The organism is Alphaproteobacteria bacterium (genome assembly GCA_041396705.1).
GTDB lineage: Bacteria > Pseudomonadota > Alphaproteobacteria > CALKHQ01 > CALKHQ01 > CALKHQ01.
In genome coordinates this window covers 223,719-245,155 of the sequence record JAWKYB010000008.1, presented here as the reverse complement: position 1 = coordinate 245,155, position 21,437 = coordinate 223,719, and the positions used below count along the sequence as shown (strand labels likewise).

Genomic DNA, 21,437 nt, shown 5'->3' with positions numbered 1-21,437 from the left:
CCCGCAGGCCCGATGTTGCGGCGGCCGTCGCCCGGCGTGTCCCTGGTCGCGCCACATTTCCGTGCATCGTTCGCGGCGCTCCGCAGCTAGAGGAAGGTCCGATCGCCATGCGCCCGCTCAACCTGATTGTCGCTGCCTTGTTCTGTGTCGGTCCGGGCGCTGCCGACGTCGCCTGGGCGTTGGATGTGACCGACAAGGCGGACGTGGTCGAGGCGCTGAACGCGCATCGCGGCTGGGACATCGCGGCGGAGGACGTCTGCCTCACCACCGACCCGGACTTCCCGGATGTCGCCGTTGTCGGCGTGTTTGCCGACGATCGCGGCTGCATGTTGGAGGCGATCCTGGTCGACGGTTCGTGGCTGGCGGTGGAACAGGCGTCGCAGCCGGTGCTCGCGGCGCGCGGCTGGCCGGACCTCGACGACCGCGGGCGCGAGGCGCTGGCCCTGGCGTGGGCGGAATTCGGCGTGTTCGCCTACTACGGTATTGCCTGGGAGCGGGGCGACGCGTTCGCGCGGGCCGACGCACCGGCATACTCGCCGCCGAGCGCGCATGCCGACGGGGCCGGCGGCGTCGTCGTGACGCTGTGGCGGATCGAACCGCAGGGCAGTCTGCCGCAGACCGAATATGCGCTCTGGCAGGTCGCGTTCGACGGCGACGGCCGGCAGACCGGGACAGAGAGGCTCGACGGCTATGTCGTCGTCTACTAGGCGTGGGCCCGGCCTTGGCTGAGCGAGCACTGGCCCATGCCGCCGCCGCTGCCCCGCCGGAGGTGTCCACAGACTCTGCCTTGCCGTTCCGTTTCTGCGCGGCGGACCTGGTCGCCGACGTCAGCGGCGCGCTGGTCTGGCCGGCGGCCGGGCTGATCGCGGTCGCCGACCTGCACCTGGAGAAGGGGTCGGGCTTTGCGGCGCGCGGTGCGCTGCTGCCGCCCTACGACACGGCGGCGACGCTGAAGCGGCTGCAGGCGCTGGTCGCGCGGTGGCGGCCGCGGCAGGTGGTCTGCGTCGGCGACAGCTTCCACGACCGCGGCGCGGCCGAACGGCTGGACGGCGGCGACGCCGCCGCCATCGCCGGGCTGACCGCGGCCTGCGACTGGGTCTGGGTCGCCGGCAACCACGACCCGGCGCCGCCGCTGGCCTGGGGCGGGCGGGTGGTCGGCGAACACGCCGTCGGCCCGCTGCGCTTCCGCCACGAGGCGGCACCCCGCGCCGCGGCCGGCGAGATCAGCGGCCACTACCACCCCAAGGCGCGGGTCCAGGTGCGCGGCGGTCGCCGCAGCGGCCGCTGCTTCGTCGCCGATGGCCGGCGCATGATCCTGCCCGCATTCGGCGCCTACACCGGCGGTCTCGACGTGCTCGACCCGGCGATCCGCAGCCTGCTGGACCGCCGCTTCGCCGTGCTGCTGATCGGCGACCGCCGGGTGTTCCCGTTCGGGTCGCAGCAGCTGTTCCGCGGCGCGTGACAACCGGATGTTCACCGCTGCTGGCGCCTGCTGACGCCCCATGTGCGGCATCAACCTGATCTTCGCCTATGGCAACGCACCGCCGGTCGATCGGGCGGAGCTGCTTGCGGTGCGCGACGCGATGACCGCGCGCGGCCCGGATGGCGCGGGCGAATGGGTCGCCGACGACGGCCGCGTCGGCTTCGGCCACCGTCGGCTGGCGATCATCGACCTCAGCCCCGGCGGCGCCCAGCCGATGCACAGCGCCGACGGTCGGCTGTCGATCGCCTTCAACGGCGAGATCTACAACTATCGCGCCCTGCGGGCGGCGCTGGAGGCCGATGGGGTCGCCTTCCGCAGCGACAGCGACACCGAGGTGCTGCTGGCCCTCTATGACCGTTACGGGCCGGAAATGACCGGCCGGCTGCGCGGGATGTACGCCTTCGCCTTGTGGGATGCCGACCGGCGCGGCCTGTTCCTGGCCCGCGATCCGTTCGGCATCAAGCCGCTTTACCTGGCCGACGACGGCCGCACGCTGCGCGCCGCCAGCCAGGTCAAGGCGCTGCTGGCGGGTCGTGGCATCGATACCGCACCGGCGCCGGCCGGCCATGCCGGCTTCTTCCTGCTCGGCTATGTGCCGGAGCCGTTCACCCTGTGGCGCGGGATCCGCGCGCTGCCCGCCGGCGGCCGGCTGTGGGTCGACGCCGCCGGCGCACGCGACCTGGGCCGCGACGACGGCGCCGCGATCGTCGCCGCGGCAAAGGCGGGGCCGTGGGACCGGCCGGCGCTGGGCGCGGCGCTGGCCGACAGCATCGCCGCCCATCTGGTCGCCGACGTGCCGGTCGGCGTGTTCCTGTCGGCCGGCCTCGATTCCACCACCATCGCGGCGCTGGCCACCGAGGCGGCGCAGGGCCCGCTGCGCACGGTCACGCTGGGCTTTGCCGAGTTCCGCGGCGGCGACCACGACGAGGTGCCGCTGGCGGAGGCGGTGGCGCGCCAGCTGGGCAGCGACCACAGCACCGTCTGGGTCACCGGCGACGACTTCGCGGCCGAGGCCGAGCGCGTGCTGGCGGCGATGGACCAGCCGTCGATCGACGGGGTCAACGTCTATTTCGTCTCCAAGGTGACCGCCGCGGCCGGGCTGAAGGTGGCGCTGTCCGGCCTGGGCGGCGACGAGCTGTTCGGCGGCTATCCCAGCTTCGCGCAGGTGCCGGCGCTGACCCGGCGGCTCGGCTGGGCGGCGGCGGTGCCCGGCCTGGGCCGCGCCCTGCGCACCGTCGCCGCGCCGGCGGCGGCCGCGGTCTCGTCGCCGAAATACGCCGGGCTGGTGGAATACGCCGGCTCGGCCGCGCGCGCCTATTTCCTGCGCCGCGCGCTCTACATGCCGTGGGAGCTCGGGTCGGTGCTGCCGGCCGACCTCGCCCGGGCCGGCCTCGCCGACCTCGGGCTGGACGCCGCCATGGCGGCGACGGCGGCCGCCGCCGGCACCGACCGCCAGCGCGTCTCCGCCCTGGAGACGGCCTGGTACATGCGCAGCCAGCTGCTGCGCGACGCCGACTGGGCCGGCATGGCCCACGGCCTGGAGATCCGCGTGCCGCTGGTCGACGTGACGCTGGCGAAGGCGGTGGCGCCGATGCTTGCGAGCCCGGCGCCGCCGGGCAAGCGCGACATGGCGGCGGCGCCGGCCCGGCCGCTGCCCGACGCGGTGCTGAGCCGGCCGAAGACCGGTTTCGCCGTGCCGGTGCGCGACTGGCTGCTGCGCGGCGTCGGCGGCCGGCTGGGGCTGCCGGTCGATGCAGCCGCGCGCGGCCTGCGCGGCTGGGCCAAGCTGGTCTATGCGGCCGGCGCGGCGGCGGCGGGAGGGCCGGGCTGATGGGCGTGCGCGTCGCCATTCTGTGGAGCGAGCTGTCGGGCTATGCCAACGCCTGCTTCCGGGCGCTGGCGGCGCATCCGGACTGCGAGGCGCTGTTCCTCAGCCACATGCGGGCCGACCCGCTGGCGCCGTTCGACGAGAGCGCCTTCGCCTGGGTCGACCGCCGCGCCTTCTACGACGCGCTGATGGCGGAGGGGCGGCTGACCGACACGGTGCGCGCGTTCCGGCCCGACGTGGTGCTGGTGACCAGCTGGCACATCAAGGGCTATCGCGCCGCGCTGAAGGCGCTGGCCGGGCGGGCGACGCGGGTGCTGTGCATGGACAACCAGTGGCTGGCGACGCCGCGCCAGCGCCTCGGCGTGGCGATCAGTCGCTGGCACGTGCGACCGCTGTACGACCGGGCGTTCGTGCCGGGCGAGCGGCAGGCGGACTTCGCCCGGCGGCTGGGCTTCGCCCAGGGCGCGATCGGCTATGGCCTCTATGCCTGCGACCCGGCCCGCTTCGCGCCGCCGCCCGGCGCCGGGCCGGGGCGCGGTTTCGTTTTCGTCGGCCGGCTGATCCCGGAGAAGGGCGTCGATACCCTGGCCGCGGCCTATCGGCAGTATCGCGCCACGGCGCAGGACCCGTGGCCGCTGACCGTCTACGGCGCCGGCCCGCTGGGCGACCAGCTGGCAGGGATCGCGGGGGTCGACCTCGCCGGCTTCATCCAGCCCGATGCCCTGCCCGCCGCCCTGCACCGCGCCGGCGCCTTCGTGCTGCCCAGCCTGTTCGAGCCCTGGGCGGTGGCGATCCACGAGGCCGCCGCCGCCGGCCTGCCGATGATCGTCACCGGGGTCTGCGGCGCCTCGGTCCACCTGGTCCAGGACCGGCTCAACGGTGCGGTGGTCGGCGCCGGCGACGCCGCCGGCCTGGCCCGGGCGATGGGCCGCATCGCCGGCCTCGACGAGGCCGCGCGCGCCGAACAGGGTGCGATGAGCCTGGCGCTGGCCCGGCAGTTCACCCCTGCCCGCTGGGCGGACACGGTGATCGGGATGGCCTGACGGCCGCGTGCGACGGCGGTTCGGTGCGTCCTTCGAGACGCCGCCCGCGCGGGCGGCTCCTCAGGATGACGACGATGGTGCGCGGCAAAGCGGGCAGGTCTACACGGTACGCCCGACCCGCCGGATCGCCACCCGGCTCCGGTCCGCAGGGCAACCCCCAACGCCGCCTCATCCTGAGGAGGCGTCCGCAAGGACGCCGTCTCGAAGGACGCGACGGCGGCGGTGCCGGCCCAGCCGCTAGGCCATGCCGCGGTCGATCAGGTCGCGGAAATAGGCGATGGTCCGGCCGAGGCCGTCGTCCAGGTTGGCGCTCGGCCGCCAGTCCAGCATCTTCTCGGCCAGCGCGATGTTGGGCTGGCGCTGGCGCGGGTCGTCCTGCGGCAGGGTCTTGTGCACCAGCCGCGAGGTCGAGCCGGTCAGCGCGATGACCCGCTCGGCCAGCGTGCGCACGGTGATCTCGGCCGGGTTGCCCAGGTTGATCGGGCCGGTGACGTCGTCGCCGGTGGCCATCATGCGGATCAACCCCTCGACCAGGTCGTCGACGTAGCAGAACGAGCGGGTCTGCTCGCCGTCGCCGTAGAGCGTGATGTCCTCGCCCTTCAGCGCCTGCAGCACGAAGTTGGACACGACGCGGCCGTCGTTCGGGTGCATGCGCGGGCCATAGGTGTTGAAGATGCGCACCACCTTGATCTGCATTCTATGCTGACGATAATAGTCAAAAAACAGAGTTTCGGCGCAACGCTTGCCCTCGTCGTAGCAGGCGCGGGTGCCGATAGGGTTGACGTTGCCCCAGTAGCTTTCCTCCTGCGGGTGCTGGATCGGGTCGCCGTAGACCTCCGAGGTCGACGCCTGCAGCACCTTCGCCTTCAGCCGGCGAGCGAGCCCGAGCACATTGATCGCGCCGTGCACCGAAGTCTTGGTGGTCTGCACCGGGTCGCGCTGATAGTGGATCGGCGAGGCCGGGCAGGCCAGGTTGTAGATTTCGTCGACCTCGACGAACAGCGGCACGGTCACGTCGTGGCGCATGAACTCGAAATAGGGGTTGGCCAGCAGGTGGGCGATGTTGTCCCGCGACGACGTGTAGAAGTTGTCGACGCACAGCACGTCGTGGCCCTGATCGAGCAGCCGCTCGCACAGGTGGGAGCCGATGAAGCCGGCGCCGCCGGTGATCAGGACGCGTTTGCGGATGCTCATGCTGGGGGGTCGCCTGTGGTTCTGGGGGGAAGCGGGGTCGGACGGGTCAGGCCGCCTTGGCGGCGAGGTCCTGGACGCAGGCCGGCGGGCCGGCCAGCTTGTCCTGCAGGCGGACCGCCAGCCCGACCGGATCGGTGGCCCACCGCGCCAGCCGCAGCGCGCGGCCGACCAGGCCGTCGAGCGGGGCGCGCGGCCGGCCCATCACGGCCTGGAACATGCGGGCCAGATCCTCGGCGTAGCGCGCGTTGAGGTGACCACTGCCGGTGATCGAGCCTTCGTAGATGCGGAACAGCGACCAGTAGCGGTCGACGATGCGGAAGCGCGCGCCGGCCTTGGCCAGTTCCATCAGGATCTCGGCGTCCCAGCAGGTGCGGTTGTCGTTGTTGAAGCCCGGCGTGCGGCGGAAGGCGTCGGCCCGGAAGAAGGTGGACTGCTGCATCTGCACCGAGGCGCCGTAGGCGAAACGCCTGAGCCCGAACGGGGCGGAACGCAGCCGGCGCACGACCCGGCCCTGGCCGTCGACGATCAGACCGTGACCGCAGACCACGTCGGGCCGGTCGGGCGCGGCGAAGGCCGCCATCGCCTCGCGGAACGCGCCGGGCAGATAGGCGTCGTCGGCGTTGAGATAGGCGAGGACCTTGCCGGTCGCCCGCGCGAAGCCCTTGTTCAGGCCGTCTCCGGGCCCGGCGTCCGGCTCGAGGATCGTTGCGGCAAGCCGGCCGGCATAGCCGGCGAGGATGTCGCGGCTGCCGTCGCTGGAGCCCGGGTCGACCACGATATACTCGACATCGGGCCAGTCCTGGGCCAGCACCGAATCGAGCGCGCGCCGCAGGAACGGGGCCTGGTTGAACGACAGCGTGACGACGGACAGACGCGGCGCGGCGCCGCTAGCCCCTGTCGGCATCGTCGCCCTCCGCGATCGTGCCGTCGCCCGGCTGCGTGTGGCCGTCCTCGCCGTGTGCCGCGCGCGCCGACGGCCGCGGCAGCGTGGCCACGTTCGGCGGCGGCCGGCGCATCAGCCGGGGGTTGGGCAGCGGCCGCGCGCCCGGCCGCTTGGCGAAGCCGCCCTGCGGCGCCAGCGTGTGGCGGGCGGCGCGGCGGATGCGGCGGATCTGCTTCGCCCGCTCGGCGTAGCCCTTCAGCGCCTCCCACATGAAGATCATCAGCACGATCTCGTAGCCGACCACCACGCGCCGGTCGGCGCCGAACGGCGAGAACAGCACGTCCCAGACCAGCAGCATGCCGATGAACACCACCAGCGGCGACAGCGGGTCGCGTGCCTGGAACAGGTTCGCCAGTACCTTGAAGGCGAGGAACAGCACCGCGATCCAGAAGATGCCGCCGACCAGGCCGGCCTCGACCCAGGCGCCGGTCAGGTGCGAATGGGTGGGGATCAGCTCGCCGAAATAGGCCGCCTCGAGCTGGTCGCCGGCCTCGCGGGTCATCGCGGCCAGCATGTCGATGTATTTCGGGTCCTTCGCCCACGAGCCGTGGCCGAGGATCGGCGAATCGGCGATCGCCTGCAGCGAGACGACGATCTCGTGGCGGCCGCCGAGCAGCACGCCCATGCCGCCGCGGGTCTGGTCGAGCAGCTTTTCCTTCGCCTCGTCGCCGAGATAGCCCTCGAGCGCCACATATTCGTAGCCGGCGAGCACCGCCCAGACCGCGGCAACGCCCAGCACCAGGATCACGATCAGCCGGGTGTTGGTCGGCGGGGTGACATTGGCGCCCTTCTTGCCGAACATCATCTGGGCGATCAGGTACATCGCGGCGAGGAAGCAGACGCCGGCCATGCTGCGCCAGCCGAGGAACATGTTCAGCCCGCCGACGCCGATCATCACCAGCACCGGCAGTATCGGCGTGCGGGCGATGAAGCGGACCTGCGAGGCGGCGATGATCGCCAGGCTGGCGGAGAAGCCGTAGGCGAATTTCCACGGGCTCGCCGATGTGATCTCGGTCGGGTAGAGATAGTTGGAGACCGCCAGGCCCACGGTCAGCCCCAGGGCGAACAGCACCAGCCGGCGCCGGTTGCCGAACACCAGCATGTAGATCGCGGCGAAGTTGATCAGGAAGAAGACGATCTTCGACCAGCCGCGGGAATAGTCGGCATAGGGCGTCGCATCGACCAGGTCGGTCACGATCTGGCTGGCCAGCCACGCCGCGCCCAGGATCAGGATCGTCCGCGGCAGCGAGTCCGCCAGCATGCGGCCGCGGTCGATCAGCAGCAGCGGCAACGCCAGCAACAGGATGAATTCCGCGGCGTAGAGCCGCCCGATCACCTCGACCTGGAAGCCCATCGACAGCGGAATCAGCAGCGCCAGCGCGTCGAGGACGAGCGAGCCGCGATGGTAGCGCCGCCGCCGCGCCTCCGCCTTCTCCTGCGCGGTCAGCCGCCGCGGCGCCGCGCGCGCGCGCAGACCCGCCGTGGTCGTGGTCGCTGTGCTCATCGGGCGGGGTCGGTCCGGCCGTGTTCCATGGACGCTTTTCGGCGCGCTGTGGCGGGTCGCGGGCTGTGTAGCATAGCGCAGGCGCCCTGCCACAATCGACATCATGGCATGGGGAATTTAACGAAGCCTTTGCCGGGCCCGACCCCGGCCCCGGACACGCTGCCCGACGTCCGGGCGGTCGCGCCGGGTCAGTGCGGCGCGGTCAGCACCAGCGGCCCGTTGCGGGTGGCGACCAGCGTATGCTCGTACTGCACCGACATGGTGCCGCGCGGCGCGACCAGGGTCCAGCCGTCGTCGGCCTGGGTCACCGCGTGAGCGCCGGTCGAAAGAAACGGCTCCAGCGTGAACACCAGCCCCTCGTGCACCCGCCGGCGGTCGTGGCCGACATACCAGGTCGGGATCTCGCGCGGCTCCTCGTGCAAGGCGGTGCCGACGCCATGGCTGGCCAGGTTGCGGATCAGGCTGTAGCCGTTGCGGGTCGCGAATCCCTCGATCCGCGCGCCGATCCGGTTCAGCCGCACGCCGGGACGGACCGCGCGGATTCCCTCCCACAGCGCCCGCCGGCCGTCGCGGCACAACGCCTTGGCGCGGGGACTGACCGGCGGCACCGCGAAGCTGCCGCCGGTGTCGGCGAAATAGCCGCCCTTCTCGGCCGAGACGTCGATGTTGACCAGGTCGCCGGGCCGGATCGGCCGCGGGCCGGGCACGCCGTGGGCCACCGCCTCGTTCACGCTGATGCAGGTGGCGCCGGGGAAGCCGTAGCACAGCTCCGGCGCCGAGCGCGCGCCGGCCTCCTCCAGCATCGCCCGGCCCAGGCGGTCGAGCTCCAGCGTGGTCATGCCGGGTTCGAGCGCGTTGCCCATGGCGGCGAGCGTCTGGGCGACGATGCGGCCGATCGCCCCGAGACCGTCGAGGTCGCGCGCGCTGGAGATGGTCATGTCAGCCTCGCTTTCGTGCTGCCGGGTCGGGCGCGAAGGTCACTGCGGCAGGGCCGCGATCAGCGCGCGCACGGCGGTCGCCGAGTTGTCGGCGGCCAGCTGGAAGAAGGTGCCCATCTCGTTCGCGCCCTCGCCGCCGCCGGCCAGGTCCGACAGGCTGCGGATCGCCACGAACGGCACGTCGTTGGCGAAGGCGACGTGGGCGACGGCGGCGCTCTCCATGTCCAGCACGCTGGCCGAGAAGGTATCGAACACATAGGCGCGGAAGTCGGCATTGTCGACGAAGGCGCCGCCCGAGACGCCGTTGCCGCCGACCACGATGCGCGGGTCGTGGCTGAGACAGACGTTGTCGGCCGTGCAGTCGGCCAGGTCGACCTGCGGGGCGATCGCCGCGGCGGCCGCCAGCATCGCCGGGTCGGCCTCGAACCAGAAGCGGGTCTCCGCCCCGGCGCTGCGCACCACGTCGACCGCGCGCGGGTGGATCATGCCGTAGTTGGCGAAGGTGTATTCGAAGAACGGCGGCGTGGCCCAGCCGTCGGCGGTCTCGCGCGCCATCACCACCTCCAGATACTGGCCCCACTGGCCGGCCACGACCACGTCGCCGATGTGCAGCGCCGGATCGACCCCGCCGGCGATGCCGGAAAACACGATGCCTTCGACCGCGAAATGGTCGAGGGCAAGCTGGGTGGTCATCGCCGCGTTGACCATGCTGACGCCGCTGAGGAACAGCACCACCGGCCGGCCCTCCAGCATCCCGGTGGTGAAGGCGACGCCGTGCACGCTGTGGGTCTCGGCGTCGGCGGCGGCGGCAGACAGCACGGCCAGCTCGGGCGGGAAGGCAGAGATCACGGCCAGCCGCGGTGTGTCGTCGATCAGGTCGGCGGCCATGGCCGGAACGGCCGGCAACAGCCCGGCCGCCACGCTCATCGACGCAAGCAGACAGGGTAATTTAGGCATGATCCCTTTTTCTCCGGCTGAAATGTCAAGGTGCCGCGGAATTCGCGGTCCGCACGCCCAGCATAGACCGGCGCCGGCGGACGCCAAAGTGCGCCGCGCGGCCCGTCCGCGCGCCCGGCCCCGCGGGCGTCCTTGACTTGGCGGGGGCGACCTCGCCATAAGGCGCCGTTCGTTGCGCGGAGCACCCTGACATGAATCGCATCTTCTCCGGCGTCCAGCCGTCCGGGAACCTGACGCTTGGCAACTATCTCGGTGCGATCCGCAACTGGGTCGCACTGCAGCACGAGTTCGAGTGTCTCTACTGCATGGTCGACATGCATGCGATCACCGTGTGGCAGGACCCGGACGAGCTGCGGCGCAGCACCCGCGAGGTCACCGCCGGGCTGCTTGCCGCCGGGCTGGATCCGGCGCGCAACATCATCTTCAACCAGAGCCGGGTCGCCGCCCACGCCGAGCTGGCCTGGGTGTTCAACTGCGTCGCGCGGCTGGGCTGGCTGAACCGGATGACCCAGTTCAAGGAGAAGGCCGGCAAGAATCGCGAGAACGCCAGTGCCGGGCTGTACGTCTATCCGAACCTTATGGCGGCCGACATCCTGGTCTACAAGGCGACCCATGTGCCGGTCGGCGACGACCAGAAGCAGCATCTCGAGCTGGCCCGCGACATCGCCCAGAAGTTCAACCACGACTACAAGACCGAGTTCTTCCCGGTGGTGGAGCCGATGATCTTCGGCGCGGCGACGCGCGTGATGAGCCTGCGCGACGGCACCAAGAAGATGTCGAAGTCCGACCCGTCCGACATGTCGCGCATCAACATGACCGACACCGCCGACGCGATCGCGCAGAAGATCCGCAAGGCGAAGACCGACCCCGAGCCGTTGCCCGGCCCCGACAGCCTGGACGCCAACGGCCTGCCGCGGGCGGATGCCCTGGCGGCGCGGCCGGAGGCGTTCAATCTGCTGGCGATCTATGCCGCGCTGTCGGGTCGCGACGTGGCGGCGGTGACGGCGGAGTTCGCCGGCCAGCCGTTCAGCGGCTTCAAGGCGAAGCTGGCCGACCTGGCGGTCTCGGCGCTCGACCCGATCGGCGCGGAGATGAAGCGGCTGGTCGCCGACCCGGCCCACATCGACGCGGTGCTGCGCGACGGCGCGGACCGGGCCCGCGCGCTGGCCGAGCCGGTGCTGCGGTCGGTCTACGACATCATCGGGTTCCTGCAGGACTGAGGCGGGCCTGAGACTGCGACAAAGCCGCAGGCCGTGCCGGTTTCCCCGACGGCGGCCGTGACCTTGATGTCGCATCGGGTTTAGGCTGGCGGCCGGTCCTCACCTTCCGAGTCGCCGGACGCAGTATGCAGATCTATCTGCCGATCGCGGAAATGTCGGTCGACGTGTTCCTGCTGATCGGCATCGGCGCGCTGATCGGATTCCTGTCGGGCATGTTCGGCGTCGGCGGCGGCTTCCTGATGACGCCGCTGCTGATCTTCATCGGCATCCCGCCGGCGGTCGCCGTCGGCACCCAGTCGAACCAGACCGTGGCGACGTCGGTGGCCGGCGTCGTCGCCCACTGGCGGCGCGGCAACGTCGACGTCGGCATGGGCCTGGTCCTGCTGGTCGGCGGCCTGGCCGGCTCCGGCCTCGGCGTGCTGCTGTTCCAGGCGCTGCAGGCGATCGGCCAGATCGACCTGGTGATCGGCATCACCTACGTCATCTTCCTCGGCCTGGTCGGCGTGCTGATGGCGATCGAATCGATCCGGGCGATCGTGCGGGCGCGCCGGCCCGGCGGCAGCCCGCGGCGCAAGCTGCACCGCCACGTCTGGATCCACGGGCTGCCGTTCAAGCGGCGCTTCCGCAGGTCGAAGCTGTACATCAGCGTGATCCCGCCGCTCGGCATCGGCTTCCTGGTCGGGGTGCTGGCCGCGATCATGGGCGTCGGCGGCGGCTTCGTGATGGTCCCGGCGATGATCTACCTGCTGGGCATGCCGACGCTGGTGGTCGTCGGCACTTCGCTGTTCCAGATCATATTCGTCACCGCCAACGCCGCCTTCCTGCACGCGGCGACCAACCAGACCGTCGACGTGATCCTGGCCGGCCTGCTGCTGATCGGCAGCATCGGCGGCGCGCAGATCGGCACCCGGGTCGGCAGCCGGCTGCCGGGCGAGCAGCTGCGCGCGATGCTGGCGCTGCTGGTGCTCGCGGTGGCCGGCAAGCTGCTCTACGACATGGTGGCGACGCCGCAGTCGATGTTCCAGGTGACCTGGGGCGGCGTCGGGTGAGGCCGGGCGACCGCCATGCGCCGGCGCGCCTGCTGCGCGGCCTGGTCTGGACCGCGGCGCTGTGCCTGCCGGCATCGGGCGCCACCCAGGCGCCGATTCTGGCCGACCTGTCGAGCTATGCCGTCGAGATCGACACCGGCTTCACCGGCGAGGAGGTGGTGCTGTTCGGTGCGGTCGACGGCGGCGGCGACGTGATCGTCGTCGTGCGCGGCCCGGCCCAGTCGGCGGTGGTGCGGGAGAAGCAGCGCGTCGCCGGCATCTGGGTCAACGCGCCCGGCATTCAGTTCGTGCAGGCGCCCAGCTTCTATGCCGTGGCGGCCACCCGGCCGATCGCGGACCTGCTGGACGACACGCTGCGACGCCAGCGCGAGATCGGCGTCGACATGCTGCGGCTGATGCCGTCCCCGGGCACGGCGGAGGATTTCGACGCAGCGGCGATCGCGGCGCATCGCGACGCCCTGATCGGGCAGATGGAGCGGCGCGGGCTCTATGCCGACGGCGTCGCGCCGATCGCGATCCAGAGCGGGCGGCTGTTCCGCACCCGCCTCGCCTTTCCCAGCGACGTCCCGACCGGATTCTACGACATCCGCGTCTACGAGGTGCGCGACGGCGCCATCGTCGAGGCCACCACCACCCCGCTGAACATCCGCAAGGTCGGGCTGGAGGCCGAGCTTTTCCGTTTCGCTTACGAAATTCCCGCGATCTACGGGGCGTGCGCGGTGCTGATCGCTTTCGCCGCCGGATTCCTGCCCACTGTGCTACGCTGGCTGCGATAGGCGCCCGCCCGCCGGATGCAATGGCCCGATGAACGACACGCCCGCACCGACCCCCGAATCGCCCAGCGACGCCGCGCCGTCGGCCGACGCGGCCGGCGAGCGCATCTTCCTCGTCGTCGTCGACGAATCGCCGGAGTTCGGCGCCGCCCTGCGGTTCGCCGCGCGGCGGGCCAAGCACACCGGCGGCCGGGTCGCGCTGCTGTTCGTGGTCGAGCGCGGCGAGTTCGAGCACTGGATGGCAGTGGGCGAGCTGATCCGCGAGGAGGCGCGCCAGCAGGCGGAGCAGGTGCTGCATCGCCACGCCGCGATGTGCAAGGAGATCAGCGGCAAGATGCCGATCCTGCACATCCGCGAGGGCCGGCCGCGCGACGAGCTGCTGGCCCTGCTCGACGAGGAGCCGCAGATTTCCGTGCTGGTGCTGGGCGCCAATACGGGCGGCAAGGGCCCCGGCCCGCTGGTCAGCTATCTGGTCGGCAAGGTCTCTGGCAAATTGCGCGTGCCGATAACGGTGGTCCCGGGCGGGCTGTCTGACGAGCAGATCGATGCGTTGACATGAACGCATTGTAACTGACCGACTATTCCATTGCTCTTTCAGCGCAATAGAACGCGAACATCACGCGGGCGGCCGAACGGCCGATCCCGGGCCCGTTAAGCTCTTGTTGACTCTTCGGCTCCATTCGGGCCATTCCCCGGTCCGATGGAGCGTATGTGATGTTCATCCAGACCGAGGCGACACCGAATCCTGAGGTGTTGAAGTTCCTGCCGGGACGGGCGGTGACGGGGGCCGGTACGGCCACCTTCACGGCCGAAACCGGCGCGGACCGGTCGCCGCTGGCGGCACGCCTTCTTGCCGTCGCCGGTGTCAGCGAGGTGTTCCTCGCGCCCGATTTCGTCTCGGTCACCAAGGCACCGACAACCGATTGGCACGGCCTCAAGCCGGCCGTGCTCGGCGCCATCATGGATCACTACCAATCCGGCGACCCGGCGATGGTCGGGGCGCAGGACGGGGGGGCGGCGGAGTCCTACGACGAGGACGACGCCGAGATCGTGATCCAGATCAAGGAGCTGCTGGAAACCCGGGTCCGCCCGGCCGTCGCCCGCGACGGCGGCGACATCGTGTTCCAGGGCTTCGACAAGGGAGTGGTCTATCTGCACATGCAGGGCGCGTGCGCGGGCTGTCCGAGCTCGACCGCCACGCTCAAGATGGGGATCGAACAGCTACTCAGACACTACGTACCGGAAGTGGTTGAAGTGAGGGCCCTGAACTAGCCGGCCGCGATTGCTGGCCGCTGTCAGGCGCTGCAAACGGGGGGCGTCGGGTCTTCCGGCCCGATGTTGAAAACGATGAGAACTGAAGACTTGCGTGGACGGCATCGCCGTCCCACGACGGCTGTTGCTGTGACTCTCGCGGCGGGACTTTCCGCCGTCCTTCTGAACGCCGGCCCGCTCGCCGCACCGGCACTGGCCTACGAACTGCCGACCGTCGACCGCGGCGTGACGGCCGACCTGACCGCGGTCGCGGACCTGTCGCCGCATGCCGCCACCGCCGACGTGTTCGGCTGGCCGTTCGCGTCGAGCACCGCGGCGATGGTGATGGTCAGCGACACCAACGAGGTCGGCCAGCTGCATACCATCATGGGCTACGACCTCGACCAGGTCCGCAACGGCGGCGTCGCGGTGCCGCGGCTGTACCTGTCGGCCTTCCCGGAGGGCTGGGCCGACGTTTCGTCGGTGGCGGAGCGCAAGGGGCTGTTCTTCCGCACCTTCCTGCCGCTGATCCTGCGGGTGAACGAGGCGATCACCGCCGACCGCGCCATCCTTAGCGACCTGCGCGACCGGCTGGCGGCGGGCGACATCCCGTCGGCGGGCGAGATCGACTGGCTGGTCGACCTGGCGGTGCTGTACCGGGTGCTGCCGCCGGAGGCGGCGGAGGAGGGCTCGGCCGTGGCGCTGACGCTGGACGACCTCGACACGCTGCTGACCCGGGTCGACGTCGTGCCGCCGTCGCTGGCGATGGCCCAGGCGGTGGAGGAGAGCGGCTGGGGCCGCTCGCGCTTCGCCCAGGAAGGCAACGCGATGTTCGGCCAGTACACCTGGGGCGACAACGGCATCATTCCGATGCAGCGCAACGCCGGCGACAGCCACCGCATCCGATCGTTCGACAGCCTGCTGCAGTCGGTTGCGGCCTATGCGCTGAACCTGAACGTCCATTCGGCCTATGGCGAGTTCCGGGCCGAGCGGGCACGCATGCGCGCCAACGGCGAGGCGCTGGACGGCCGCGCGCTGGTCTCGACCCTGACGCGCTATTCGGAGCGGCCGCAGGCCTACATGCGCAACCTGCGCCAGACGATCGACGCCAACGCGCTGGGCGATTTCGACACCGCCATCCTGGCCCCCGGCACGCCGATCCACGTGCAGCCGGCGCGCTTCTGACCGACGGTGTCGCAGAACATGGCGGCGCCGACCCTCGCGTCGGCGCCGCTGTCGTTCAGGGCCGGTAGAACTGGATGCCGTGCCAGCGCCAGCGTCCGTCGGCGGCCGGCATGGTGCAGTTCAGGCGGCTGCGGCCTTGGCCGAGGGCGCGCGGCAGGCCGATCGCGATGCGATCGCCGTCGCGGCTGAACGCGACCGGGCTGCCGTCGAAATAGCAGGTCATCGCATCGATTCGCAGCGGGCCGCCGGCGTCGTCCGGCTGGACCAGCCGGAACGACACCGCGGGCGGATTGTTGCCGTCGCCGACCAGCAGGTCGGCGGGCTCGCTCTCGGTCGCCGGCAGCGGCATCGCGCCGAGCCGCAGCCGGAAGGCGTCGAAGGCGGTATTGGCGTTGATGGGAAAGCGCGGCAGCCCGTAGCGGTCGGCCCAGCGGTCGACGACGCCGGACTGCTGGCCGAAGGCGGCGGCGAAGCCGCGGCCGGCGACCAGGTCGCGCAGCGCCGCGCCGTATTCGCCATAGGGATAGGCGAACAGCGCCGGGACGTGGCCCAGCTCCGCCGCGAATCGAGCGTCGGCCCGGTCGAGATCCGCGGCCGCGGCGGCAAGGTCGAGGTCGGCCATGTGCGCGTGCGCCGCCGCGTGGTGGCCGATGGTGACCAGCGGGTCGGCCGCCACCTCACGGATCTGGTCCCAGCTCATCAGGTCGCCGGCGCCGTCGTCCGCCGCATCGGTCGACACGAACAGCGTGAAGGGAAAGCCATGGGCGCGCAGCCGCGGCCAGCCCTCGCGATACAGCGACGTGTAGGCGTCGTCGACGGTGATCGCCACGGCGCGCGGTGGCAGCGGCGCGCCGGCGTTGAGCGCGGCGACCAGCTCGGGCAGCGGCAGCACGGTATAGCCGCCGTCGCGGATGGCGGCCAGCTGCCGGTCGAACTGGTCCAGGCGCACGCTGGTGGTCGGATACTGGTCCTGGCCGAAGCGGTGGTAGGTCAGGATGACCCAGCCGTCGTCGGCCCGCGCCGGGCCGGCCAGCGCAAGCACCATCGCCACCGCCAGCCAGCAAAGCCGGTTCATCTACAAATCCTCCGCGATCATGGGTTCCGGCAGCACGCTGTCCGACAGCAGCGGGAAGCGGCGGGGCTGGAACAATTGATAGTGCCACCATTCCCGCCGGTAGAAGTCCCAGCCCGCGGCGGTCATCACGCCCAGCAGGATGGCCCGGTTGCGCTGGGCCTCGGGCGACACCGCCGTGGTGCCGTGGTGCGCGGCGGGGGTGAAATCGTCGAACGGCGTGCCCATGTTCAGCGGCGCGCCGGCCGCGTCGTCGAGGCCGAGGTCGACGGCGGCGCCGCGGCAATGCGGCGCGCTGCCCGTGCGCGGGTCGGAAACGTAGGGCGAGCCGGGGAAGCGGCGCAGCAGGGCGAGCTGGGCCTCGATCGGCCGGAACGCATCGTAGATCCGCAGCCGCAGGCCGAGCGGCCGTACGATCTCGGCCGCGCGGGCCAGCGCCTGCGCGGCTTCGGGGTTGAGCAGGCAGGCGGCGCGGCGGTAAAGCGGTCGGCCGAGGACGTTGTCGCGCGTCGCATAGCGCAGGTCGACGGCGACGCCGTCGCCGGCTTCGACGGCGGTCAGCATGGCCCGTCGGCGCAGCGCCGGCGGCCGGCGGGAAAAGGACGGTTCGGGGCGAGCATGTGCCGACACTAGCGTTTGACACGACGGGGGCGCAATGCGCGGTGGCGCTGGCGGTCGGCGGCGAGATTGCGGCGCACGAGCGCGCCGCGGCGAAGCACGGCCATGCCGCACTGCTGACGCCGATGATCGCGGCCGTGCTGGCGCGGGCGGGGGTAGCCGCACCGCAGCTCGAGCGCGTGGTGGTGACGCGCGGCCCCGGCGGATTCACCGGCATCCGCGTCGGGCTGGCGACGGCGGAGGGCCTGGCGCGCGCCAGCGGGGCGCGGCCGGTCGGCCTGACCACGTTCGAGGCACTGCTGCTCGGCCTGGCCGAGCGGCCGGCCGGCCCGGTGCTGGCCGCGGTCGACAGCCGACGCGAGCCGGTGTTCGCCCAGCTGTTCGACGCGGCCGGCCGCGCCGCGACGGCGCCGGTGCATGCGGCGCCGGCCGCGTTGGCCGGGGTGCTGCCGCCGGACCTGCCGCCGCTGGTGGTGGTCGGCGATGCCGCGGCGCCGGCCGCCGCCGCCCTGGCCACCGCCGGCTGCGCCGTCGCACGAACGTTAAGTGCGGTGCCCGACCCGGCTGCGATGGCCGTGGTCGCCGATGCCGGCGGCGGCGCCGTGCCGCTGGCCCCGCTCTATGTCGCGCCGCCGGCGGTGACGCTGCCGGCAGGCAGCGGGCCCGCATTCGCGACCGCCACGCCGGCCGCGGCCGACTGCCTGGCCGCCCTGCATCGCGCCGCCGCCCGGCCCGACGAGACGCCGTGGTCGGGGGTCGATTTCGCCACGCTGCTGAGCGTCGGACGGACCGACGGGCTGATCGTCGTCGACGGCGATGCGCCGGCCGGCTTCGTCCTGTGGCGATCCGTCGCTGGCGAATCCGAAATCCTGCTGCTGGCGGTGGTGCCGGCGCTGCGCCGGCGCGGGTTGGCCCGCGCCCTGCTGCGCCGCGCCCTGGCCGCGGCGGACGCCGGCACGATCTGGCTGGAGGTTGCAGCGGACAACCCGCCGGCGATCGCCCTATATGAGTCCGAGGGTTTCGCGGCCCAGGCGCGGCGGCCGGCCTATTACGCGCGCGGCCAAGGCCAGCGGGTCGATGCGCTGGTGCTGCGGCGTGATATGTCACCGGCCGGTGATATACTCGCCAAGTGAAATCACGATTTTTCGCGGTTTCTTGCGGGGCAGGTCTAGACCAGTGGCGTTTGAGCCAACCGACCCATGTATTGATTGGTGCTTGGCCGGCTAGCTGGATTGCTTGGGCAAAGCAAAAACACTTGAAACGGATGTGGTAGTGCTATACCTGAAAGCGCAATTCGACCGCAGACCAGACGGCATTGCCGACGATGGCCAGTTCAGTCAGCACACCGATGGTCGGTTTCAAAGATGAAAACGATCTGACAGAAGGGCGCCAAATGAGCGAGAAGACCAACCAGGCGGAGCTGTTGAAGCTGACCTCTTCGATTGTGGCGGCGCATGTTTCCCACAATAGCCTGCCGGCGGCGGACCTGCCGCAGCTGCTGAAGGACGTGCATGCCACCCTGGCATCGATGACGGACACGCAAGACGAGAGCCAGCCGAAGCTGGAGCCGGCGGTTCCGATCCGCAAGTCGGTGACGCCCGACTACATCATCTGCCTCGACGACGGCAAGAAGCTGAAGATGCTGAAGCGGCACCTGAAGACCGCCTACAACATGACCCCGGAGGAATATCGCGAGCGCTGGGGCCTGCCGGCCGACTATCCGATGGTCGCGCCGAACTATGCCAAGCAGCGCAGCCAGCTGGCCAAGCAGATCGGGCTGGGCAGCCGCCAGCGCCGGCGCTGACCGACCGCTGCCGCCTGCGTCCGGGGCGCGCGGCACGCGGGCCGGCGCGACCGCCCCGCAATCCCGCGCCCGCCGACCAGCGACCCGCACGGTTCGACGCGCGCCGGCGCTGCGATGCGCCGCGCGATGCGGCGGCCGGCGAAAAACGTTTCGGCTCGAAGCGGCCGCAACGACGTTCGCGTTGGTCCCCGACGATCACAGTGACTATATTGCCACCAGGCGTCGCTGGTCGGGCGAGGTGGGATGAGTGATCGGATCGAGCGGCTGGCCGCCGCCAAGGGGCTGAAGATGACGGAGCAACGCCGGGTGATCGCCCGCGTGCTCTCGGAATCCGAGGACCACCCCGATGTGGCGATGGTCCATCAGCGGGCGACCGCGATCGACCCGCGGATCAGCATGGCCACCGTCTACCGGACCGTGCGGCTGTTCGAGGAGGCGAACCTGCTGGACAAGCACGATTTCGGCGACGGCCGTTCGCGCTATGAAGAGGCCAGCGACGACCACCACGACCACCTGATCGATGTCGAATCCGGCGAGGTGATTGAATTCCGCGACGAAACCATCGAAACTCTGCAGCGCAAGATCGCCGACAAGCTTGGTTATGAACTGGTCGATCACAGGCTCGAGCTGTTCGGTGTGCGCAGCAAGCGCCGCCGCAGCGGCAGCTAGTCCCGGTGGTGGTCCCCGCGCCGCGCGGCGCATGCCGGCCCTGAAGCGCGCGCCGGTCAACGAGAAGCACAGCCATTGTCCGATCAGCTGAGGAAGGGAATCCGCTCCGGCCACCTGTTGGTCCGCCTGGCCGCGACCGAAGCGGAAATAGAGGCGTCGCAGACCCTGCGCTATCGCGTGTTCTACGAGGAGATGGCGGCGCAGCCGTCGGAGGCGATGCGGCAGCACGGCCGCGACTTCGACACATTCGATTCGATCTGCGACCATCTGCTGGTGGTCGACGCCGACCGCGGCGACGGCCCGGAGGGCGTCGTCGGCTCGTACCGCCTGCTGCGGCGCGAAACGGCGCTGGCCCATGGCGGCTTCTACAGCGCGGACGAATACGACATCACGCCGCTGCAACGCTATCCGGAGCAGATCCTCGAGCTGGGGCGCAGCTGCGTCGACGCCGAATATCGCAGCGGCCCGGCGATGCAGCTGCTGTGGCAGGGCATCGCGGCCTACATCATCCATCACGACGTGGCGGTGATGTTCGGCTGCGCCAGCCTGCCGGGTACGCGGCCGGAGGAGAATGCCGAGGTGCTGTCGTACCTCTATCACTATCACCTGGCGCCGCCGGCGGTGCGGCCGCGGGCGCTGGCTTCGCGCCGGGTCGACATGAATTTCATGCCGGCCGAGGAGGTCGACCAGCGCAGGGCGCGGGCCAACCTGCCGCCGCTGATCAAGGGCTATATGCGGCTCGGCGGCTGCGTCGGCGACGGCGCCGTGGTCGACCACCAGTTCAACACCACCGACGTGTGCATCGTGGTCAACACCGAGCTGGTCACCGACCGCTACTTCCGGCACTACCAGCGCAACGTGGCGGAGCGCGCCGGCACCGGCGCGACCCTGGTGGCGGGCAGCCGCAATGAAACCACCCGTCGCTGACCCGCGGCCGGCGCCGCAGCGCCCCGCGCTGAGGGACCACGACGCGGCCGAGGGCTATGGCTCGCGGCTGACCGCGACCGGGCGCATCTTCGTCTACGCGCTGTGGAACCTGGCGATGGTGCCGGTGCAGGCGGCGGCGCTGCTGGTCTCGAAGCGGGCGGCGACGCGGATACCGGTGTTCTACCACCGCAACTGCCTGCGGGCGATGGGCACCAAGGTCCAGCGTCACGGCCGCCCACAGAAGGGCAAGGCCACCCTGTACGTCGCCAATCACACCTCCTACCTCGACATCACCGTGCTCGGCTCGCTGCTGCCGGTCGCCTTCGTCGCCAAGTCCGAGATCAGGGATTGGCCGATCTTCGGCGTGCTCGCCCGCTTGCAGCGCTCTGTGTTCGTCGACCGCAGGCCGGCCAACGCCAAGAGCCATGCGGAGGAGATCAGCGAGCGGCTGAACGCCGGCGACAGCCTGGTGCTGTTCCCCGAGGGCACCAGCGGCGAGGGCAACCGCGTGCTGAAGTTCAAGAGCGCGCTGTTCTCGGTCGCCCAGATCGAGGTCGACGGCGCGCCGGTGACGGTGCAGCCGGTCACCATCGCCTATTCGCGCCTCGACGGCATGCCGCTGGGCCGTCACCTGCGCCCCCTGTTCACCTGGTTCGGCGACATGGACATCATCTCGCACATGGGCCAGATGTTCGGCATGGGCCGGCTGGGCGTGGACGTGATCTTCCACGACCCGGTGCGGATCGATTCCTTCGGCTCGCGCAAGGACCTGGCGCAGCACTGCGAGACGGTGATCGCGCAGGGGCTTTCGGACGCCCTGTCCGGCCGGCTGGAGATCCGCCGCCGGTCGCGGGCCCGTGCGCTGATCGAACGGGCGCGCAAGCGCAGCCTGGCGCCGCCGCCGGCGACGCAGCCGGCCGCACAGCCGGCCAACGCACCGACCGCCTCCTGAGCATCCGGCGTGCATCCGGCCGCGAAA

22 protein-coding genes are annotated in these 21,437 nt (G+C 71.1%); 15 read left to right on the top strand and 7 right to left on the bottom strand.

The features are described from left to right. Nucleotides 1-185 precede the first annotated feature (185 nt). From R3F55_13605 to R3F55_13590, 4 genes are all read left to right on the top strand, one after another. A complete protein-coding gene (locus tag R3F55_13605; GenBank protein ID MEZ5668448.1) occupies nucleotides 186-707 on the top strand; it encodes a hypothetical protein in 522 nt (173 codons plus the stop codon). Between the two features lie 80 nt (nucleotides 708-787). Then, complete coding sequence (gene pdeM, locus R3F55_13600; protein ID MEZ5668447.1) at nucleotides 788-1,462, top strand: ligase-associated DNA damage response endonuclease PdeM; 675 nt, start codon at nucleotides 788-790, stop codon at nucleotides 1,460-1,462. 40 nt (nucleotides 1,463-1,502) lie between these two features. Beyond that, nucleotides 1,503-3,314, top strand: coding sequence for an asparagine synthase (glutamine-hydrolyzing) (gene asnB / locus R3F55_13595; GenBank protein MEZ5668446.1), 1,812 nt, complete (start codon nucleotides 1,503-1,505; stop codon nucleotides 3,312-3,314). Continuing rightward, on the top strand, nucleotides 3,314-4,354 hold the full coding sequence (locus R3F55_13590) for a glycosyltransferase family 4 protein (GenBank protein MEZ5668445.1): 1,041 nt from the start codon (nucleotides 3,314-3,316) through the stop codon (nucleotides 4,352-4,354). The genes asnB and R3F55_13590 overlap by 1 nt, the downstream gene beginning before the upstream one ends. 237 nt (nucleotides 4,355-4,591) lie before the next feature. Here the strand turns inward: R3F55_13590 and R3F55_13585 are convergent, their stop codons facing one another. From R3F55_13585 to R3F55_13565, 5 genes are all read right to left on the bottom strand, one after another. Then, a complete protein-coding gene (locus tag R3F55_13585) occupies nucleotides 4,592-5,548 on the bottom strand; it encodes a UDP-glucuronic acid decarboxylase family protein (protein ID MEZ5668444.1) in 957 nt (318 codons plus the stop codon). A gap of 46 nt (nucleotides 5,549-5,594) precedes the next feature. Next, nucleotides 5,595-6,452: a glycosyltransferase family 2 protein gene (locus tag R3F55_13580; protein MEZ5668443.1), complete on the bottom strand. Its 858-nt coding sequence runs from the start codon at nucleotides 6,450-6,452 to the stop codon at nucleotides 5,595-5,597. Continuing rightward, on the bottom strand, nucleotides 6,436-7,995 hold the full coding sequence (locus R3F55_13575; protein ID MEZ5668442.1) for a hypothetical protein: 1,560 nt from the start codon (nucleotides 7,993-7,995) through the stop codon (nucleotides 6,436-6,438). Before R3F55_13575 ends, R3F55_13580 begins: the two co-directional genes overlap by 17 nt. Nucleotides 7,996-8,183: 188 nt before the next feature. Beyond that, complete coding sequence (map, locus tag R3F55_13570) at nucleotides 8,184-8,933, bottom strand: type I methionyl aminopeptidase (protein MEZ5668441.1); 750 nt, start codon at nucleotides 8,931-8,933, stop codon at nucleotides 8,184-8,186. Nucleotides 8,934-8,972: 39 nt separating this feature from the next. After that, nucleotides 8,973-9,890 carry a 5'-methylthioadenosine/S-adenosylhomocysteine nucleosidase gene (locus R3F55_13565; protein ID MEZ5668440.1) on the bottom strand — a complete coding sequence of 306 codons (918 nt, stop codon included), beginning with the start codon at nucleotides 9,888-9,890 and terminating at the stop codon, nucleotides 8,973-8,975. A gap of 191 nt (nucleotides 9,891-10,081) precedes the next feature. Here R3F55_13565 and trpS point away from each other — a divergent pair, with 191 nt between their 5' ends. The 6 genes from trpS (at nucleotide 10,082) to R3F55_13535 (ending at nucleotide 15,368) form a co-directional block, all read left to right on the top strand. Continuing rightward, nucleotides 10,082-11,110, top strand: coding sequence for a tryptophan--tRNA ligase (trpS, locus tag R3F55_13560; protein ID MEZ5668439.1), 1,029 nt, complete (start codon nucleotides 10,082-10,084; stop codon nucleotides 11,108-11,110). Nucleotides 11,111-11,235: 125 nt separating this feature from the next. After that, a complete protein-coding gene (locus R3F55_13555) occupies nucleotides 11,236-12,159 on the top strand; it encodes a sulfite exporter TauE/SafE family protein (GenBank protein ID MEZ5668438.1) in 924 nt (307 codons plus the stop codon). Further along, nucleotides 12,156-12,935, top strand: a complete 780-nt coding sequence (locus tag R3F55_13550) for a TIGR02186 family protein (GenBank protein MEZ5668437.1) — start codon at nucleotides 12,156-12,158, stop codon at nucleotides 12,933-12,935. Before R3F55_13555 ends, R3F55_13550 begins: the two co-directional genes overlap by 4 nt. 28 nt (nucleotides 12,936-12,963) lie before the next feature. Beyond that, nucleotides 12,964-13,491 carry a universal stress protein gene (locus tag R3F55_13545; GenBank protein MEZ5668436.1) on the top strand — a complete coding sequence of 176 codons (528 nt, stop codon included), beginning with the start codon at nucleotides 12,964-12,966 and terminating at the stop codon, nucleotides 13,489-13,491. Between the two features lie 155 nt (nucleotides 13,492-13,646). Then, a complete protein-coding gene (locus R3F55_13540) occupies nucleotides 13,647-14,204 on the top strand; it encodes a NifU family protein (GenBank protein MEZ5668435.1) in 558 nt (185 codons plus the stop codon). 129 nt (nucleotides 14,205-14,333) lie between these two features. Then, entirely contained in the window at nucleotides 14,334-15,368 is a 1,035-nt protein-coding gene (locus tag R3F55_13535) for a glucosaminidase domain-containing protein (protein MEZ5668434.1), read from the top strand. A 55-nt stretch (nucleotides 15,369-15,423) separates the two neighbouring features. Here R3F55_13535 and R3F55_13530 read toward each other — a convergent pair whose 3' ends face one another. Next, nucleotides 15,424-16,443, bottom strand: a complete 1,020-nt coding sequence (locus R3F55_13530; protein MEZ5668433.1) for a polysaccharide deacetylase family protein — start codon at nucleotides 16,441-16,443, stop codon at nucleotides 15,424-15,426. Then, on the bottom strand, nucleotides 16,444-17,004 hold the full coding sequence (gene ddpX / locus R3F55_13525) for a D-alanyl-D-alanine dipeptidase (GenBank protein ID MEZ5668432.1): 561 nt from the start codon (nucleotides 17,002-17,004) through the stop codon (nucleotides 16,444-16,446). Nucleotides 17,005-17,060: 56 nt separating this feature from the next. Between ddpX and tsaB the strand changes: the two genes are divergently transcribed. From tsaB to R3F55_13500, 5 genes are all read left to right on the top strand, one after another. Further along, a complete protein-coding gene (gene tsaB / locus R3F55_13520) occupies nucleotides 17,061-18,191 on the top strand; it encodes a tRNA (adenosine(37)-N6)-threonylcarbamoyltransferase complex dimerization subunit type 1 TsaB (GenBank protein MEZ5668431.1) in 1,131 nt (376 codons plus the stop codon). 260 nt (nucleotides 18,192-18,451) lie between these two features. Further along, nucleotides 18,452-18,862: a MucR family transcriptional regulator gene (locus tag R3F55_13515; protein ID MEZ5668430.1), complete on the top strand. Its 411-nt coding sequence runs from the start codon at nucleotides 18,452-18,454 to the stop codon at nucleotides 18,860-18,862. 243 nt (nucleotides 18,863-19,105) lie between these two features. After that, nucleotides 19,106-19,531, top strand: a complete 426-nt coding sequence (locus R3F55_13510) for a Fur family transcriptional regulator (protein ID MEZ5668429.1) — start codon at nucleotides 19,106-19,108, stop codon at nucleotides 19,529-19,531. Between the two features lie 75 nt (nucleotides 19,532-19,606). Continuing rightward, complete coding sequence (locus tag R3F55_13505) at nucleotides 19,607-20,458, top strand: GNAT family N-acyltransferase (GenBank protein ID MEZ5668428.1); 852 nt, start codon at nucleotides 19,607-19,609, stop codon at nucleotides 20,456-20,458. Next, nucleotides 20,439-21,410, top strand: a complete 972-nt coding sequence (locus R3F55_13500) for a lysophospholipid acyltransferase family protein (protein MEZ5668427.1) — start codon at nucleotides 20,439-20,441, stop codon at nucleotides 21,408-21,410. The genes R3F55_13505 and R3F55_13500 overlap by 20 nt, the downstream gene beginning before the upstream one ends. Nucleotides 21,411-21,437: the final 27 nt, after the last annotated feature.

Excerpts from the sequence above, each read along its gene's own strand:
- R3F55_13530 (MEZ5668433.1), bottom strand. The coding sequence starts at position 16,443 with ATGAACCGGCTTTGCTGGCTGGCGGTGGCGATGGTGCTTGCGCTGGCC.
- R3F55_13575 (MEZ5668442.1), bottom strand. The coding sequence starts at position 7,995 with ATGAGCACAGCGACCACGACCACGGCGGGTCTGCGCGCGCGCGCGGCG.
- R3F55_13585 (MEZ5668444.1), bottom strand. The coding sequence starts at position 5,548 with ATGAGCATCCGCAAACGCGTCCTGATCACCGGCGGCGCCGGCTTCATC.
- R3F55_13590 (MEZ5668445.1), top strand. The coding sequence starts at position 3,314 with ATGGGCGTGCGCGTCGCCATTCTGTGGAGCGAGCTGTCGGGCTATGCC.
- R3F55_13565 (MEZ5668440.1), bottom strand. The coding sequence starts at position 9,890 with ATGCCTAAATTACCCTGTCTGCTTGCGTCGATGAGCGTGGCGGCCGGG.
- trpS (MEZ5668439.1), top strand. The coding sequence starts at position 10,082 with ATGAATCGCATCTTCTCCGGCGTCCAGCCGTCCGGGAACCTGACGCTT.
- R3F55_13515 (MEZ5668430.1), top strand. The coding sequence starts at position 18,452 with ATGAGCGAGAAGACCAACCAGGCGGAGCTGTTGAAGCTGACCTCTTCG.
- R3F55_13540 (MEZ5668435.1), top strand. The coding sequence starts at position 13,647 with ATGTTCATCCAGACCGAGGCGACACCGAATCCTGAGGTGTTGAAGTTC.
- R3F55_13555 (MEZ5668438.1), top strand. The coding sequence starts at position 11,236 with ATGCAGATCTATCTGCCGATCGCGGAAATGTCGGTCGACGTGTTCCTG.
- R3F55_13580 (MEZ5668443.1), bottom strand. The coding sequence starts at position 6,452 with ATGCCGACAGGGGCTAGCGGCGCCGCGCCGCGTCTGTCCGTCGTCACG.
- map (MEZ5668441.1), bottom strand. The coding sequence starts at position 8,933 with ATGACCATCTCCAGCGCGCGCGACCTCGACGGTCTCGGGGCGATCGGC.
- R3F55_13510 (MEZ5668429.1), top strand. The coding sequence starts at position 19,106 with ATGAGTGATCGGATCGAGCGGCTGGCCGCCGCCAAGGGGCTGAAGATG.
- R3F55_13500 (MEZ5668427.1), top strand. The coding sequence starts at position 20,439 with ATGAAACCACCCGTCGCTGACCCGCGGCCGGCGCCGCAGCGCCCCGCG.
- R3F55_13545 (MEZ5668436.1), top strand. The coding sequence starts at position 12,964 with ATGAACGACACGCCCGCACCGACCCCCGAATCGCCCAGCGACGCCGCG.
- ddpX (MEZ5668432.1), bottom strand. The coding sequence starts at position 17,004 with ATGCTGACCGCCGTCGAAGCCGGCGACGGCGTCGCCGTCGACCTGCGC.
- asnB (MEZ5668446.1), top strand. The coding sequence starts at position 1,503 with ATGTGCGGCATCAACCTGATCTTCGCCTATGGCAACGCACCGCCGGTC.